Raw genomic sequence first — 14,072 nt, 5'->3', positions numbered from 1 at the left:
TCATTGTAACATTAAAAGTGACAGGTACCTATACCGCTTGGATGAAGTGGTATAGGTGCCTGTCACCATCTCTTCACTGACGGGCAGAAGCTGCCGCTGTTTCTTTCAGCATGGTTCCATTTTTTGCAAAGTCTGTGTGCCAGGAGAGTGCCTTTTCCAGTACGTGCGGTGTTTGGCCGCCTCTTGTGAGAGCTTCCCGGTAATAGTTGCGAAGCTGGTCGCGGTACAGCGGGTGTGCGCAATTTTCAATGATCAACTCCACGCGCTGCCTTGGAGCCAGCCCCCGCAGGTCTGCAAAGCCCTGTTCTGTTACAATGATATCTACATCATGCTCGGTGTGGTCGACATGGGAGACGAATGGGACGATGCTTGAAATCTTGCCGTCTTTGGCAATAGACTTCGTCACGAAGATTGCCAGTCGCGCATTTCTGGCAAAATCGCCGGATCCGCCGATGCCATTCATCATTTTCGTTCCAAGGACATGGGTGGAGTTCACGTTTCCATAAATATCAAGCTCCAGTGCTGTATTGATCGAAATCAAGCCGAGGCGGCGGATGATTTCAGGATGGTTGGAAATCTCCTGAGGACGCATGATTAAGCGGTCCCTGTACCGGTCAAAGTTCGTGAAAACCTCTTTCATCTTTTCATCTGATAGTGTGATAGAACAGCAGGAAGCAAAGTTCACCTTTCCGGCATCCATCAAATCAAATACGGCATCCTGAAGCACTTCTGAATAGACTTCCAGATTCTCAAACTCAGAGTCAAGCATTCCATGAAGCACGGCATTCGCCACAGATCCGATCCCCGACTGCAGCGGTGCAAGGCTATTTGTCAGCCTTCCTGCTGCAATTTCCCCGCGGAGAAACTGAAGCAGATGCTGTGCCATGATGGCGGTTTCTTCATCCGGCGGCACGATCGTCGAAGGCGAGTCCTGCTGATTCGTGAATACGATTCCCCTCACCTTATCCAGATCCACATTAATTCCTGGAGTGCCGATACGGTCGTCCGCTTTCGTCAGCGGGATCGGATTACGCTCCCCCTGCCTGCCAGGTTCATATAAATCATGCAATCCTTCCAGCTGTGCGGATTGGGCCAAATTGATTTCAACAATGATATGTCTCGCATTTTCAGCGAAAGACAGTGAGTTTCCGATAGAAGTAGACGGAATGATCAGCCCGTCCTCCGAGATAGAAACCGCTTCCAAAATAGCGAAATCAATAGGATCCATGACATTAGCGCGGATAAGCTCTGCCGTGTGGGATAAATGCTGATCGACAAATAGAAAATCCCCCTGGTTAATCCCTTTTCTCATGGTCGGATCGGCCTGAAATGGCAGCCTTTTTCCCAAAATCCCTGCTTCCGCAAAAAGCTTATCCACATCAGATCCCAAAGAAGCGCCCGTGTAGACATTCACTTTAAAACTCTCATGTTTGGCACGGTCTGCGAGCGCAAATGGCACCGCTTTCACATCACCTGCACGTGTAAAGCCGCTTAGCCCCAGAGTCATGCCATCCTGAATCCAGGATGCTGCTTCTTCAGGTGTAACTACCCGGTCACGCAGGCGGCTATCGCGAATCCGTTCTAAATGTTTCTCCATGATGCTCATCCCCTTTATCAAGATATATGTAATCATTTTACCCGGATAAAGAGGGAGCCAGGATTTTTCCGATTAACTTACGGAAAATTCCGATAAAACAGCGAATTTCACCACTGAAACAGAAAGAATTTTCTAAAAACCGAGTAATTTCCTGAAATAGCTGGAATAGGACTGGCTGACAGGCACCCGGTCCCCATTTTTCATGACGAGGAGAAAGGTGGAATGGGTATCAGGAAAGATTTCCTTGATATGATTAACATTTACAATGAATGAGCGGTGGCAGCGGATGAAACTGTCCTTAGGCAGCGAATACTCAAAATCCTGCAGCGAGTATTTATGGGTGCCTGAATGGCCGCCTGTATGTACATAGGTCTTCTTATCCTTTGCCTCCAGGCAGACAACCTCGGAAAAAGGAATCGGAATCCAGCCATCATTCGTTTTCATCGTCACAACCGATTTGCCGTCCGTCAAAGCCGGGAAAATCGCCGTTACACAGCCTTCAAGCTTCCCTTCATGCAAAAATGGCACAGCCATGCCGTTATACGGAACACCGAACACATCACGGTCTATAAACTCCGACACCCTTTGCTGTGTCCCTAAAGCCTTATAGGCGATGGTCCCTTCCTTTACCATGTCCCCCGGCCTGATTTTCAAATCGATGCGCTTGCTCGGCCTGTAATAAATATATTCACTCGTATTGGAAACCGCTATGGAAATCTCATCGGAAAACAGCTCCCCAATTACATCCAGCAGCGATACAACTGTAATGCTTTCCACGTTCTTTTCAGCACCTTTCATGATGATTGCTTTTTCTTATTTTACAAGTTTTCGGAGGGGGATTCACTTAATTTCTTATCATTGCCGAAAAGGCACCGGCATAGAATAGAGAAGGTTATGGGGTAAAGGAGGATGCTCGTATGCTGATTCGCCATCAGATGGTGGAGAAAAAAGATGTCCGGTTTTGTGATGAAACCTTTAATTTGCAACAGGCACTGCAGTTTATAAATGAAACTGGCTACCGCTGTGTCCCTATACTGGATGCGGCACATACAAAGTTTGTCGGCAATATTTATAAGGTTGATATTTTAGAATACAAGGAGAATCATTCTTTGGATGAGCCGATTACGGCACTGGCTAAAGACCAGCAGACCATAATTGATGAGGATGACTCCTTCATGAAAGCCTTTTTCACGCTGAAGAGATATCCTTATCTTCCGGTTGAAAATGACCAGGGGCATTTTGTCGGATTGCTGACACATGCGGCCGTACTGGAGCTGCTGGAGGAAGCGTGGGGACTGAACCGCGGAAGCTATACGCTGACTGTAGGCAGCTATGGCACACAGGGAACATTGAAAAAGATAAGCAGTATTATCAGTAAGTACAGCGATATCCAGGGAGTCATCTCATTGGATTCATCCAACTTCCATGTCAGTCTGATCCGCCGTATCCTCTTTACATTGCCGAAGGATACGACTGAAGAAACTTTAGATAAAATCAAGAAAGAACTGGACATAAATGGATTCCGGGTGATCGGAGTCGAGTGTCATAATGGAGAATGCTGATAAAGTGAAACTTCAATCAGTGGGGGTTTTCCTTATCCCCACTGATTGTTAGTCGCGTTCTAGTGTCGCTAAGATCTCCGCTAGCGCTTCGATCAATCGACACTACGAACCCGATTGGTTCAACTAAGCCTCTGCCTGCGCCTCGGCAAGTTTCACTGTATCTCACCAATCGGGCCTTTACGGGCAGTTTGACCCCCACTTATCTTCCTTTGATTCCTCTAAGTCTTGAAGTGAGGGTCTTACTGCCCGTTAGACTGCGATAACAGATGAAAAGCCGTTCCTTGATGGAGCGGCTTTTTCTTACCTGTGATTCCTATGAAAGAATTCCTGGTACCCATAAATTATCCATGCGTAAGAGGTGAAGAACAGGAAAATATGTATGGGCTTAAATTTTACGAGCTTGTACAAGTTAAACCTTTGATACAAGTAATTAAGCGGGTATGCAAACAGCAGATCCATGATGGCATTTACTGCCAGGTACTTCTTGAAACTGCCGAAGGTGAAATGGAAGATCCAAATTGTCCCAATAAAGAATGGTCCCATTATGAAGGTTAGATCATTAAGCAATTTCTTGAAGTGTCCACCCTCCACTGTCCACCATTTAAACGGTATGGCCAGTGTGCTTAAAATCAACACAAAAATACCTGCAAAAACCGAAACGGTTGAAAATTTATTGAATGACTTTTTAGGCAGAAAAACGATGGTCAGCCAGGGTATGACCAGGTGCATCAGCCTTATCACAGTTGTGGCTTTCATATAAAAATCCCCCTTCTTCCATATTATGGTTTAGGGGGATTTGAATTATTCTCCATTTTTTTATTAAACAGCTGATTCCATCTTAAACATTCCGTCCATCTTCCTCACGATCTCTTTTCCAATCTCTATGGACGCCGTCGCGGCCGGAGATGGTGCATTTAAAACATGGATGGAGCGTTTGCTGGGTACAATGAAAAAGTCATCGACTAATGAACCATCGTCCTTCAAGGCCTGCGCTCTGACACCGGCAGGCCCGGGTACAATATCATCCTTCTGAATGTCCGGCATAAGCTTCTGGACATTTTTCATGAACAGCTCTTTGGATGCAGAGCGGATCATTTCTTCCACTCCCTCTTTCATATATTTCTTTGCAAGCTTCCAGAAGCCTTTATAAGCCATAACCTCCATCAGGTCCGCCACATTCAGGTCTGTCTTTTTATAGCCTTCCCTTTTAAAGCTTAGAACGGCATTTGGACCCACATCAATAGCTCCGTTAATCATGCGGGTAAAATGGACCCCAAGGAACGGGAAGTTGGGATTTGGCACCGGGTATATCAGATTTTTGACGAGACTGCTTTTCTCCGGCTTGAGCATGAAATACTCGCCCCTGAATGGCACGATTTTAACATCCGTCTTCAATCCGGCAAGCTTGGCAATCCGGTCTGACTGCAGGCCGCCGCAGTTTACATAGTAAGCTCCCCTTACCTCTCCCCTGCTGGTCTGAACGATAACTTCCTGAGTATTTTCATCAATCGCCAAAACTTTATGATTCAGCAGGATGTCCCCGCCTTTTGCTGTAATGATCTCCGCCATTTTTTCCGAAACCTGCTTATAGTTGACAATTCCGGCCATTGGCACATGGATGGCCTTTTTTCCGTTCACATGCGGCTCGATTTCATGCAGCTCCGACTGGTCAATCATGCGTATTCCAAGGCCGTTGTCCAGCCCGCGCTGATATAAATCGTCCAAAAGCGGCAGCTCGAAATCTTCGCTCGCGACAATGACTTTCCCGCAGATATCCACTTCAAGCCCATGCTTCCGGCAAAATTCTGTCATGGACTCACTGCCTTTTTTGGCAAGCCTGGCTTTATAGCTGCCAGGCTTATAATAGATTCCGGAATGGATGACTCCGCTGTTATGGCCCGTCTGGTGGGCCGCTACGTGGCTTTCTTTTTCCAGGATGGCCACTTTTGCTGATGGAAACCGGTTCAGCAGCTCCATTCCTGTTGACAGGCCGACAATGCCCCCGCCAATAATGATGTAATCATACATGATCCTCCACCCTTTCTCTTATTTATGATTAATCCCGCAGGCTTCTGCCAGTAATTCGATGATATGGACCACACGCACCTTGTCTTCAAGCCCCTCGCGTTTAACCCCGAGGCACATCTGCAGATGGCAGCCAGGGTTGGACGTTACGATGGTATCAGGCGATATTTTTTGGACATGTTCCATTTTGGCGTCGAGTATTTCCATGGACTCTTCATAGTGAACAATATTATAGATTCCGGCCGATCCGCAGCACATATCCCCTTTCGGAAGCGGAACATATGTAATGCCTGGTATGCTTTCGAGGAGCTGAACGGGATCATCCGCCACCTTCTGCACATTTAACAAATGGCAGGATGGCTGATAGGTCACAGCACCTGAGAGTTCCCGGCTGAAATTGATTCCGAGTTTGTTCAGTATTACACTTACATCTTTATTCTTTTGTGCGAACACCCTGGCACGCTCTGCCCATTCCGGGTCTTCTGCGAGAAGGTGATCATATTCAACGAGCATCGCACCGCAGCCGCCAATCGCATTAACCACAAAATCAAAGTTCCCTTTTTCAAAAGCTGCAATATTTTCCTTCGCCAATTTCCTGGATGTTCCCGTATCTCCGCTATGATTCTGAAGCGCCCCGCAGCAGGTCTGTTCCTTGATTACGGTGACTTCGCACCCGGCATGCTGAAGCAGCTTGATGCTAAGGTCATTGATTTTGGCAAAAAACACATCCATAATACAGCCTGTAAAAAATGCTACACGGGCTTTCGGCTCGCGCTCTGGCAGAAGGATGCCTGTTCTCAGCTGTTTATTTGGCATTTCCACAGCCGGAGCGATCTCTTCAAAAGCCCTAAGCTGTTCTGGAAGAATGCTGAGCGCCTTGCTTTTGCGGGCAATCGAATCCATGCCTGTTTTCTGATAGGCCCGAAGTGAAGCTCTCATGGATGCGAGCAGCTTTTTATTGGGCAATGCTTTTTGCAGAGCCATGTTCTCCATGAAAGGAGCTGGTGCGTCAGCCCTCTTTACTTGCTTAAAAGACTCGAGGATTTTGCCATATTGAACATTGGTTGGACATGCCGTCTCACAGGCGCGGCAGCCAAGGCAGAGCTCCAGCGATTCGGTAATTTCATCGACGGATATTTTTCCTTCCGCCGCCATTTGCACAAGATTGATCCGGCCCCTTGGTGAGTGCCTTTCTTTCCCCATACTGGCGTATGTGGGGCATGCAGGAAGACAATAGCCGCATTGGACACAGTCAAACGTTTCTTTATAGGCGAGCTGGCTAGTCATGGACTAACACCAGCCTCTGTCCTTTTGTCTCGGGAAAAATTTTGCCCGGATTCATAATGTTGTTTGGATCCCAAGCTTTTTTCATTCGTTTCATCATGTCCAGCCCTGCTTCACCAAGCTCCATTTCCATAAACGGTGCCTTCATTGTCCCGATTCCATGCTCGCCTGAGAGGGTTCCTCCCAATTCAATCGCTGCCGTAAAAATCTCCTCCACCGCTTTTTCCACGCGCTTCATTTCTTCTTTATCCTGCTTATCAGTTATGATATTCGGATGCAGATTTCCATCACCCGCATGGCCGAATACGACTAAGTCGATTTCATATTTTGCTTTAATTTCCTGAAGCCTTCTAAACATTTCAGGTATCTTGCTTCTTGGAATGGTGGCATCTTCGGAAATTTTCGTTGGCTTTTTCCTGACGATGGCCGGCGAAACAAGTTTTCTCGCTTTCCATAGATTCCCGGCAGATTCTTCATCCCTGGCAATGATGGCTTCTCTCGCCCCAACTTCCAGGCACACCTGCTTCACCTGCTCGCTTTCATCCCTGATGGCAATTGGATGGCCATCAAGCTCAATCAGGATAATGGCATCTACATCTGTCGGGAGCCCGATCGGCTGAAACTCTTCCACCGCCTGGATTGAAGCCTGGTCCATGATTTCCATTTTGGATGGCAGGATGCCTGATGTGAGTACCGCCGATATTGCTTTTCCGGCATCAATAATGTCATCAAAAATAACCATCATCGTCTGAGTGGCCTGGGGTCTTGGAATCAGCTGAAGGATGGCCTCTGTGATGATGCCGAGCGTCCCCTCGGATCCAACGATCAGCTTCGTCAGGTCATAGCCTGTAACGTTTTTGACCGTCCGTCCGCCTGTCCGAATGATGTCCCCTTCCGGCGTGACGATCTCCAGACCCAGAACGTAATCCTTTGTTACCCCGTACTTTAAACCGCGTGGCCCGCCTGCATTTTCAGCGAGATTCCCTCCAATTGTGGAAACATGGGAGCTGCTTGGGTCTGGCGGATACATCAGCCCATGCCGCTGTGCTTCACGGTCAATATCAGCAGTAATAACACCTGGAGATACAATCGCAACGGTATCCTCCGGGTCAATGATCAGCTTTTGGGTCCATCTGGAATAATCAAGGACCATCCCCCCGTGGACAGGGAGCGGACCTCCGCTCAGACTCGTACCCCTGCCTCTTGGATAGACGGGAATTTTCAGTTCATTGGCGAGCTTTACAATGCCAGCCGTTTCCTCTGTCGAAACCGGCTGCAGGATGATCTCTGGAATATAGGCTCCAAATGAGCCGTCGTATGAATAAGAAACCAGGTCCGCTTTTTCAAGCAGAATGCGTTTTTCTGATCCCATGATGCTTTTAAGCCGTTCAACAATCTGTTCGGTGATCACAACGGCACCTTCTTTCCTTCCCTTTCGTTCACCTTCAATTTATTTGTCACATTCTCAAGATGAACTTGCATCGCCTTTGCTGCTTTTCCTTCATCCCGTTCTTTTATAGCCGTAAAAATGCTCATATGCTCCTGAAATACCTGCTCGCGCTTTGCCGGAAGACCCACGTTTTTCTGAAGGGAAAACGCAATTGCTTTCCGGTACAGATCATCGATGTTTTCCATTACCTGTATCATGAAGCGATTTTTCGTTGCTGCAATCAGGTGTTTATGAAAATTTACGTCAGCCTGGTCGCCAACTGCTTCAGGGTTCGTCAGTGTGATTTCAAATTGATCAAGCGCCATTTTCAAATTTTTCAGGTCGTCCTCATCACGACGCAAGGCAGCAATTGCTGCTGCCTGTGTCTCCATAACCATCCTCATTTCCAATAGCTCAAATACCTGTTCCACGGGAATGTATTCAATCGCTAACGAACCAAGCATGTCTGCCATATTAACCTCTTTAACGAAGCTTCTGCCCCCTTGCCTGGACTCAATGATTCCGCTGGCAGATAACACACTCAATGCTTCTCGAACAGGCGCACGGCTGACGCCAAATCGTTTGGCCAGTTCATTCTCGGATGGCATGGGCTCATTTGGCGGGAACTTGCCTTCTTTTATCATTTCCTTCAGCTGATCCAGCACCTGGGCCGAGATTTTTTTCCGTTCGATTTTCATGAATGTTAGCTCCTTATATGGTGATTTCGACTGAACTGCTTTTCTTTACTCTGATGATATGGAAGAGAATCGCAAACACGCAAAGCCCGAATCCGGCAATATCCGTGATCATGCCAGGTTTAATCAGCATTAAAGCCCCTGCAAACATTAGGACTCTTTCAACAATCGTCAGCTTGGCATTCAGGTAGTTTCCAAGTGAACTTGCCAGGGCGTAAATGCCCAGTGTGCTTGTGATGACCACAAGCGCTACCGATAAAATGGATATCGTTTCTCCCTCTGCTGCCTGAAGCAGAATGATAGGATTATAGGCAATCATGAACGGGATGATAAAGCCCGGCAGTGAGATTCTAAGCGCTTCCCATGATGTCTGCATCGCATTGGCGCCGGCAAGGCCCGCGGCGGTATAAGATGCCAATGCCACAGGCGGTGTAATGTTGGACAATGCACCAAACCAGAACACAAAGAAATGTGCCGCGATCGGGTTAACGCCAGCTTCTACAAGGGCAGGAGCTGCTGTAACGGCAACGACGATGTAAAGTGCTGTGGATGGAAGCCCCATACTTAAAACGATGCAAGTGAGCATGACGACGATTAAAATCAGCCAAAGCTGACCGCCCGTTAATTCAACAATATTATAAGCTAATGTAGATCCAATTCCCGTCATGGTGACAACGCAGATGATAATTCCGATGGCGGCACAGGCAATCCCGACCTGAATCGTTCCTCTTCCGCCTTCAATGAATGCTTCAATAGTTTTAGAGATCGTGATTCTAGAAGATTTATCTTTTGCCAGCCAGCTCGCAATGATGACCGCGCCGATCCCGGCAAATCCGGCAAACAGGGCTGTTTTTCCCATTAAGAGTGTGGTGATAACAACGATAATTGGGATAAGGAGAACCCCGCGTTCCTTCAGGATTTGGACGACATCCGGGATATTCTCTTTGCTGATGCCTTTTAGGCCTTGCTTTTTCGCTTCAATATCAATGGCAAAAATCAAAGCAATATAGTATAGAAAACTTGGAATGATCGCTGCCAGGATGACTGTCGTATAAGAGATTCCAAGGAAACCGGCCATGATAAAGGCCGCAGCGCCCATAATCGGCGGCATAATCATTCCGCCTGTTGAAGCAGCCGCCTCTACTGCTCCGGCAAACTTTGGCTTAAGGCCAATGGATTTCATCAAAGGAATCGTAAAAGCTCCTGTTGTCGCAACATTGGCAACCGCACTCCCGCTCAAAGACCCTGTCAGCGCACTGGAAATGACCGCAACCTGAGCCGGGCCTCCGCGCTTTCTGCCTGCAATGGCAAGGGCGAGATCATTGAAAAGCTGGGTGGCACCGCTGACCGACAGGAAGGCACCAAAGAGGACGAACATGACGATGAACGTAGATGCCGTCGAAAGCGTTAATCCCAGCACGCCCTCAGTCGTCATATAAAGACGGTACAGCAGGCGTTCCAGTGAAAAGCCGGCATGTCCGAAGATCCACGGGAAGTAGGTGCCAAACAGGGCATATACAATAGCGCCTCCGCACAGGATCGGAATAAAGATCCCAACAGCACGTCTCGAAGCTTCAAGGAGAACGATGATCGTAATGGCTCCAAAGACATAGTCGATCATAATCGGCTGGGAGCCCCGGTCCACATGAATTGTTGTGTAATTCAGGAGCAGGTAGCCGAGACCTGCAATCGCAAGTGCCGCAAAAACATAATCAGGGGCTGTAAACCTTTTTTGATTGGAAGACTTTCCGGCAGGATAATAGAAAAAAGTCATTACCAAAAGGATGCCCAGGAAAATGAGGTTTCTATAAATCTCTTGAATATTGGATAATCCATTGGAATAAATGGCAAAAGCAGAAAACAATACAGCAATGATGGCAGCCGCTTTTTTGTATGGACCATCCAGCAGCCGCATGCCGCCGCCAGCTTCTTTATCAAGATCAGCTGGCTGTACAATGGGTTCGCTTGTTGATTTTGTCATTCTTTTCCCTCCTTTATTTCGCTTCCGGCGGAATTAGATTTTCAGGTATATCAAGGCCCGCTTCTTTAAAATATCTGTAGGCTCCGGCATGCAATGGCACAGATACGCCATCAAGTGCCGTTTCCAAAGTCATTTCCTTGGCAGAGCTATGAACCTCATACATTTCATCAAGATTCTCATAAAGTGTTTTGGTTAGAATATAAATCGTTTCTTCATCCATTTCTTTAGTTGTGGATAATAGGTTTGGCTGAGCAATCGTGTTGATATCTTCGTCATTGCGAGGATAAGTGCCTCCAGGAATCACATAGCGGTACCAGCTGTCCGATACTGCATTGATGGCATCCAGCTGCTCATCAGTTACTTCCAGGATCGATGCTTTGACATTACTTGCATACATATCTGTTACAGCGGAAATCGGGATACCTGCCGGAAGGGAACCTCCATCCAATCTCCCATCACGCATCGCGGAAACCGTGTCACTGTAGCCCAGATACTCAGGAGAAATATCCTTTTTCGTAAGACCGAGACCATCCATCATCACGACTGTGGATTGCTCCGTACCGCTGGCCTGCGGCCCAACAGAGAATTGCGTTCCTTTTATATCGTCGATAGTTCCGCTTTTGATCTTATTGTTCATCAGTACGAAATGTTCCACATTGGGCCAGAGCATGGAGATTGTGCGCAAATCCTCATAGCGCTTTCCTTCAAAAGAGTCGTCACCTGCATAAGCCTGAGAAGATATTAATCCCTGAAGAATAGCAAGCTGTGCTTCCCCTTCACGAAGCAGTTCAATATTTTCAATGGAGCCGGCTGAGGATTGGCCGCTCGCCTGGATTTTCTCACCCTTTAAATGGCTGCTCCATACATTGGCCATTCCAACCCCAATCGGGTAATATGTACCTCCTGTTGAAGCGGTGGCAACGGATACGAACTTTTTATCCTTGTTCTCGGCTGCTGTCCGCACGCCAACAATGGCAATAAAAACAAGTGTCAGAACCGATATGATAATCTTCCACTTCTTTTGAATCATAAAATCCTCCCTTTCCAGCAAAAATGTAAGCGTTTTTTCAAACTTGTATTACAAGTATACAAGATTACGTGTTTTGAATTCAATTAAAATTCTGATTTTTCTTTTTTGTTTTGTGGAATTGGATGCTGGATTCCTTGAGAATACGGGGGTTTCTGAAGTGAAAATAGGAAAATTTACCTTGTAGGATTTAAAGGTTTATTCTATTAAGTTATATGGACGGCGGGTTCGTGCTTTCTTTGTTTAAAGCGGGAAGGGGTTCGGACTCTGGGTGCACGGTTTCGGCTTTCTCTGTCCAAAGTTGAGCCGGGTTCGGACTCTGGATGCCCGGTTTCGACTTTCGCTGTCCGAAGTTGGACCGGGTTCAGACTCTGCCAACAGGATTTCAGCCTTCTCTGTCCGAAGTTGGGCCGGGTTGGGACTCAAACTCTCCGATGCCCTTTTTCTCTCTTTCTGAAGTGCCATCAGGGTTTAGACCTGAAGAAAAGGCCATTCCCCTTGTTTTAAAGGGAATGGCCTATCTGTTATAACAGCTTACTCATATAGTATTCGTCCACAAATTCTCCGTTTATCATAAGCGAATGTTTTTTGGTGCCTTCGATCTGGAATCCTGCCTTTTTGTAGAGGGTGACACCGGCCTGATTGTGGATAACTACTGTGAGTTCCAGCCTGTGGATTTCGTGTTTACTTGCCCAACAGTCAAGCTCTTCAAACAGCTTTGTGCCGATTCCCTGGCCTCTGTGTTCGCTGAGGATGCCTGCAACGAGATAGGCTGAGTGCCGGTTTCTCCGTGCAGCACCGCCAATGGCCATTAAGAAGCCGACCAATTGATTATCTTTTTCCGAGATGATGATAGTCGATTGGTCTTCTTTTTGTATGGCTTCTATTCTTTTTCTTTGTGCCTCGGCTGAGGTCTTTCTTTCACCTGGCTCGAAAAGCATGTATTCTGATTCGTTTTCTACTTGTGTGATCAAGTCGGCCAGGGCCTGGGCGTCTTCTGGTTTTATATCGCGGATGATCATGCGATTGCTCCCTTTTACTATTTTTTCATAAGCCCTTCAACAAAATGTTTCAAAACATGTACACCATATACACAGTCATTTAATGACGTCCATTCCCGCGGATTGTGGCTGATGCCATCCCTGCTGCGGACGAACAGCATGGCGGCCGGCACTTCGGTTCCGACGATCATGGTGTCATGGCCGGCACCGCTTGGGATGTAAACGGGGGTTATATCGAACTTCTCAAGCGAGTCTGCAATACCAGCCTGCAAAACTTCACTAATTGGCAGAGGTTTAATCTTGGCATTCAGGTTCATTTGCACATCAATGCCTCGTTCCTCTGCAATTTTCACCGCTTCAGTCTTAATTAGATCAAGCAGCTGATCACGGGTTTCTTCAAAAATATCCCGGATATCCACTGTTAATATTACTTCCTGTGCAATGACATTAAAGCCATTTGGATGCACGTCCAGCTTGCCGACAGTGGCAACAGCTGTATCACTGATCTGCTTTGGAAAATTCTCGATGGCCGCTACAAATAATGAGGCAGCCACTAAGGGATCTCTGCGCCCAGCCATTGGCGTATTTCCCGCATGGCCGGCTTCTCCTGTAAACGTAACCTCCAGAGAGGCTGGACCTGCAATGCCTTTTACCACTCCAACTGGCTGATTCTCTCTTTCAAGCACCTTTCCCTGCTCGATATGGACTTCCACAAAGGTTTCGAATTCACGCCCGTTTCTTCCTGCCTTTAAGCACTCTTCCGCGCTGCTGCCATATTCGCTCAACACCTCCCGAAACGTTTTGCCATTTTCATCATGCAGGCTATCCATTTCCTCAGGCTTCAGCTGACCCATAAATGCCCGGCTGCCTGTTAAGCTGCTCTTGAATCTCGAACCCTCTTCATCTGAAAAAATAACAATCTCGTACGGCTTCTCCGGTATGAATCCTGTTTCTCTCCATGACTCGGCAACTTCCAATGCTGAGAGAACCCCTAACGGCCCATCAAAGTGCCCTCCATTTGGAACACTGTCAACATGGGAACCTGAAGCGATTGAGGGTCCTGCTGTTTTGCCTTCCAATCTGCCGAATACATTTCCTGCTCCATCTTCAGTTACAGTAAGACCAGCGTTTTTCATCCACTTGATTACTAGCTCTTTCGCTTCTTTCTCTTCGGCAGAATAGCCCGGGCGGGTGACCCCGCCGCTGTCCATGAGGCCTATCCTTGAAAGCTCATCAAGTCTTGAGGCCAATCTTTCGCCGTTTACACCCGAATGAGTAAGTTCTTGGTCATAATCTTTTACTAACTGTTCATAAAGGTTCATGGGTTTCACTCCTTCTTATTTTTTTGGATACTGTTAATACTGTGAGATTATTGGAATGTTGACTCTGCGCGAAGTGACCGATATATAGGAAAACTGACCGATAAAATAGAATTTTGACCGATATATCAAAAAAGTAACCCATAAATTAT

General features: G+C 47.1%; 12 protein-coding genes. 1 reads left to right on the top strand and 11 read right to left on the bottom strand.

Annotation, left to right across the window (positions count from 1 at the left end):
• Window positions 1-73: 73 nt before the first annotated feature.
• Both NAF01_RS04545 and NAF01_RS04540 read right to left on the bottom strand, forming a co-directional pair.
• Complete coding sequence (locus tag NAF01_RS04545) at window positions 74-1,597, bottom strand: succinyl-CoA:acetate CoA-transferase ScpC (RefSeq protein ID WP_250801880.1); 1,524 nt, start codon at window positions 1,595-1,597, stop codon at window positions 74-76.
• Between the two features lie 132 nt (window positions 1,598-1,729).
• Entirely contained in the window at window positions 1,730-2,395 is a 666-nt protein-coding gene (locus tag NAF01_RS04540; protein ID WP_434964678.1) for a LytTR family DNA-binding domain-containing protein, read from the bottom strand.
• A gap of 119 nt (window positions 2,396-2,514) precedes the next feature.
• Here NAF01_RS04540 and cbpA point away from each other — a divergent pair, with 119 nt between their 5' ends.
• Entirely contained in the window at window positions 2,515-3,159 is a 645-nt protein-coding gene (gene cbpA / locus NAF01_RS04535; protein WP_250801879.1) for a cyclic di-AMP binding protein CbpA, read from the top strand.
• Window positions 3,160-3,459: 300 nt separating this feature from the next.
• Here cbpA and NAF01_RS04530 read toward each other — a convergent pair whose 3' ends face one another.
• The 9 genes from NAF01_RS04530 to NAF01_RS04490 all read right to left on the bottom strand — a co-directional run bounded on the left by NAF01_RS04530 (window position 3,460) and on the right by NAF01_RS04490 (window position 13,923).
• Window positions 3,460-3,915 (bottom strand): hypothetical protein, encoded by a 456-nt coding sequence (locus tag NAF01_RS04530; RefSeq protein ID WP_250801878.1) that lies wholly within the window; start codon window positions 3,913-3,915, stop codon window positions 3,460-3,462.
• Between the two features lie 63 nt (window positions 3,916-3,978).
• Window positions 3,979-5,187, bottom strand: coding sequence for an L-2-hydroxyglutarate oxidase (lhgO, locus tag NAF01_RS04525; protein WP_197214313.1), 1,209 nt, complete (start codon window positions 5,185-5,187; stop codon window positions 3,979-3,981).
• 18 nt (window positions 5,188-5,205) lie between these two features.
• Complete coding sequence (locus tag NAF01_RS04520; protein ID WP_250801877.1) at window positions 5,206-6,471, bottom strand: (Fe-S)-binding protein; 1,266 nt, start codon at window positions 6,469-6,471, stop codon at window positions 5,206-5,208.
• A complete protein-coding gene (locus NAF01_RS04515; RefSeq protein WP_197246830.1) occupies window positions 6,464-7,879 on the bottom strand; it encodes an FAD-binding oxidoreductase in 1,416 nt (471 codons plus the stop codon). The genes NAF01_RS04520 and NAF01_RS04515 overlap by 8 nt, the downstream gene beginning before the upstream one ends.
• Window positions 7,876-8,595: a FadR/GntR family transcriptional regulator gene (locus tag NAF01_RS04510; protein WP_163139980.1), complete on the bottom strand. Its 720-nt coding sequence runs from the start codon at window positions 8,593-8,595 to the stop codon at window positions 7,876-7,878. The genes NAF01_RS04515 and NAF01_RS04510 overlap by 4 nt, the downstream gene beginning before the upstream one ends.
• Before the next feature lie 13 nt (window positions 8,596-8,608).
• Entirely contained in the window at window positions 8,609-10,573 is a 1,965-nt protein-coding gene (locus tag NAF01_RS04505) for a TRAP transporter permease (RefSeq protein ID WP_197246832.1), read from the bottom strand.
• Window positions 10,574-10,586: 13 nt separating this feature from the next.
• A complete protein-coding gene (locus NAF01_RS04500; RefSeq protein ID WP_250801876.1) occupies window positions 10,587-11,603 on the bottom strand; it encodes a TAXI family TRAP transporter solute-binding subunit in 1,017 nt (338 codons plus the stop codon).
• A gap of 521 nt (window positions 11,604-12,124) precedes the next feature.
• Window positions 12,125-12,622 (bottom strand): GNAT family N-acetyltransferase, encoded by a 498-nt coding sequence (locus tag NAF01_RS04495; protein ID WP_197246833.1) that lies wholly within the window; start codon window positions 12,620-12,622, stop codon window positions 12,125-12,127.
• A 17-nt stretch (window positions 12,623-12,639) separates the two neighbouring features.
• Complete coding sequence (locus NAF01_RS04490) at window positions 12,640-13,923, bottom strand: M20 family metallo-hydrolase (RefSeq protein WP_250801875.1); 1,284 nt, start codon at window positions 13,921-13,923, stop codon at window positions 12,640-12,642.
• Window positions 13,924-14,072 lie beyond the last annotated feature (149 nt).

The sequence above is a fragment of the Cytobacillus firmus genome (genome assembly GCF_023657595.1).
In the GTDB taxonomy this organism is placed as follows: Bacteria; Bacillota; Bacilli; order Bacillales; family Cytobacillaceae; genus Cytobacillus; species Cytobacillus firmus_B.
The sequence above is the reverse complement of the archived record's forward strand: the minus strand, read 5'-3'. Positions and strand labels throughout refer to the sequence as shown.

What these genes read in the sequence shown, in the direction of transcription:
- NAF01_RS04545 (WP_250801880.1), bottom strand. Translation starts at nt 1,597, where the DNA reads ATGGAGAAACATTTAGAACGGATTCGCGATAGCCGCCTGCGTGACCGG.
- NAF01_RS04540 (WP_434964678.1), bottom strand. Translation starts at nt 2,395, where the DNA reads ATGAAAGGTGCTGAAAAGAACGTGGAAAGCATTACAGTTGTATCGCTG.
- cbpA (WP_250801879.1), top strand. Translation starts at nt 2,515, where the DNA reads ATGCTGATTCGCCATCAGATGGTGGAGAAAAAAGATGTCCGGTTTTGT.
- NAF01_RS04530 (WP_250801878.1), bottom strand. Translation starts at nt 3,915, where the DNA reads ATGAAAGCCACAACTGTGATAAGGCTGATGCACCTGGTCATACCCTGG.
- lhgO (WP_197214313.1), bottom strand. Translation starts at nt 5,187, where the DNA reads ATGTATGATTACATCATTATTGGCGGGGGCATTGTCGGCCTGTCAACA.
- NAF01_RS04520 (WP_250801877.1), bottom strand. Translation starts at nt 6,471, where the DNA reads ATGACTAGCCAGCTCGCCTATAAAGAAACGTTTGACTGTGTCCAATGC.
- NAF01_RS04510 (WP_163139980.1), bottom strand. Translation starts at nt 8,595, where the DNA reads ATGAAAATCGAACGGAAAAAAATCTCGGCCCAGGTGCTGGATCAGCTG.
- NAF01_RS04505 (WP_197246832.1), bottom strand. Translation starts at nt 10,573, where the DNA reads ATGACAAAATCAACAAGCGAACCCATTGTACAGCCAGCTGATCTTGAT.
- NAF01_RS04500 (WP_250801876.1), bottom strand. Translation starts at nt 11,603, where the DNA reads ATGATTCAAAAGAAGTGGAAGATTATCATATCGGTTCTGACACTTGTT.
- NAF01_RS04495 (WP_197246833.1), bottom strand. Translation starts at nt 12,622, where the DNA reads ATGATCATCCGCGATATAAAACCAGAAGACGCCCAGGCCCTGGCCGAC.
- NAF01_RS04490 (WP_250801875.1), bottom strand. Translation starts at nt 13,923, where the DNA reads ATGAACCTTTATGAACAGTTAGTAAAAGATTATGACCAAGAACTTACT.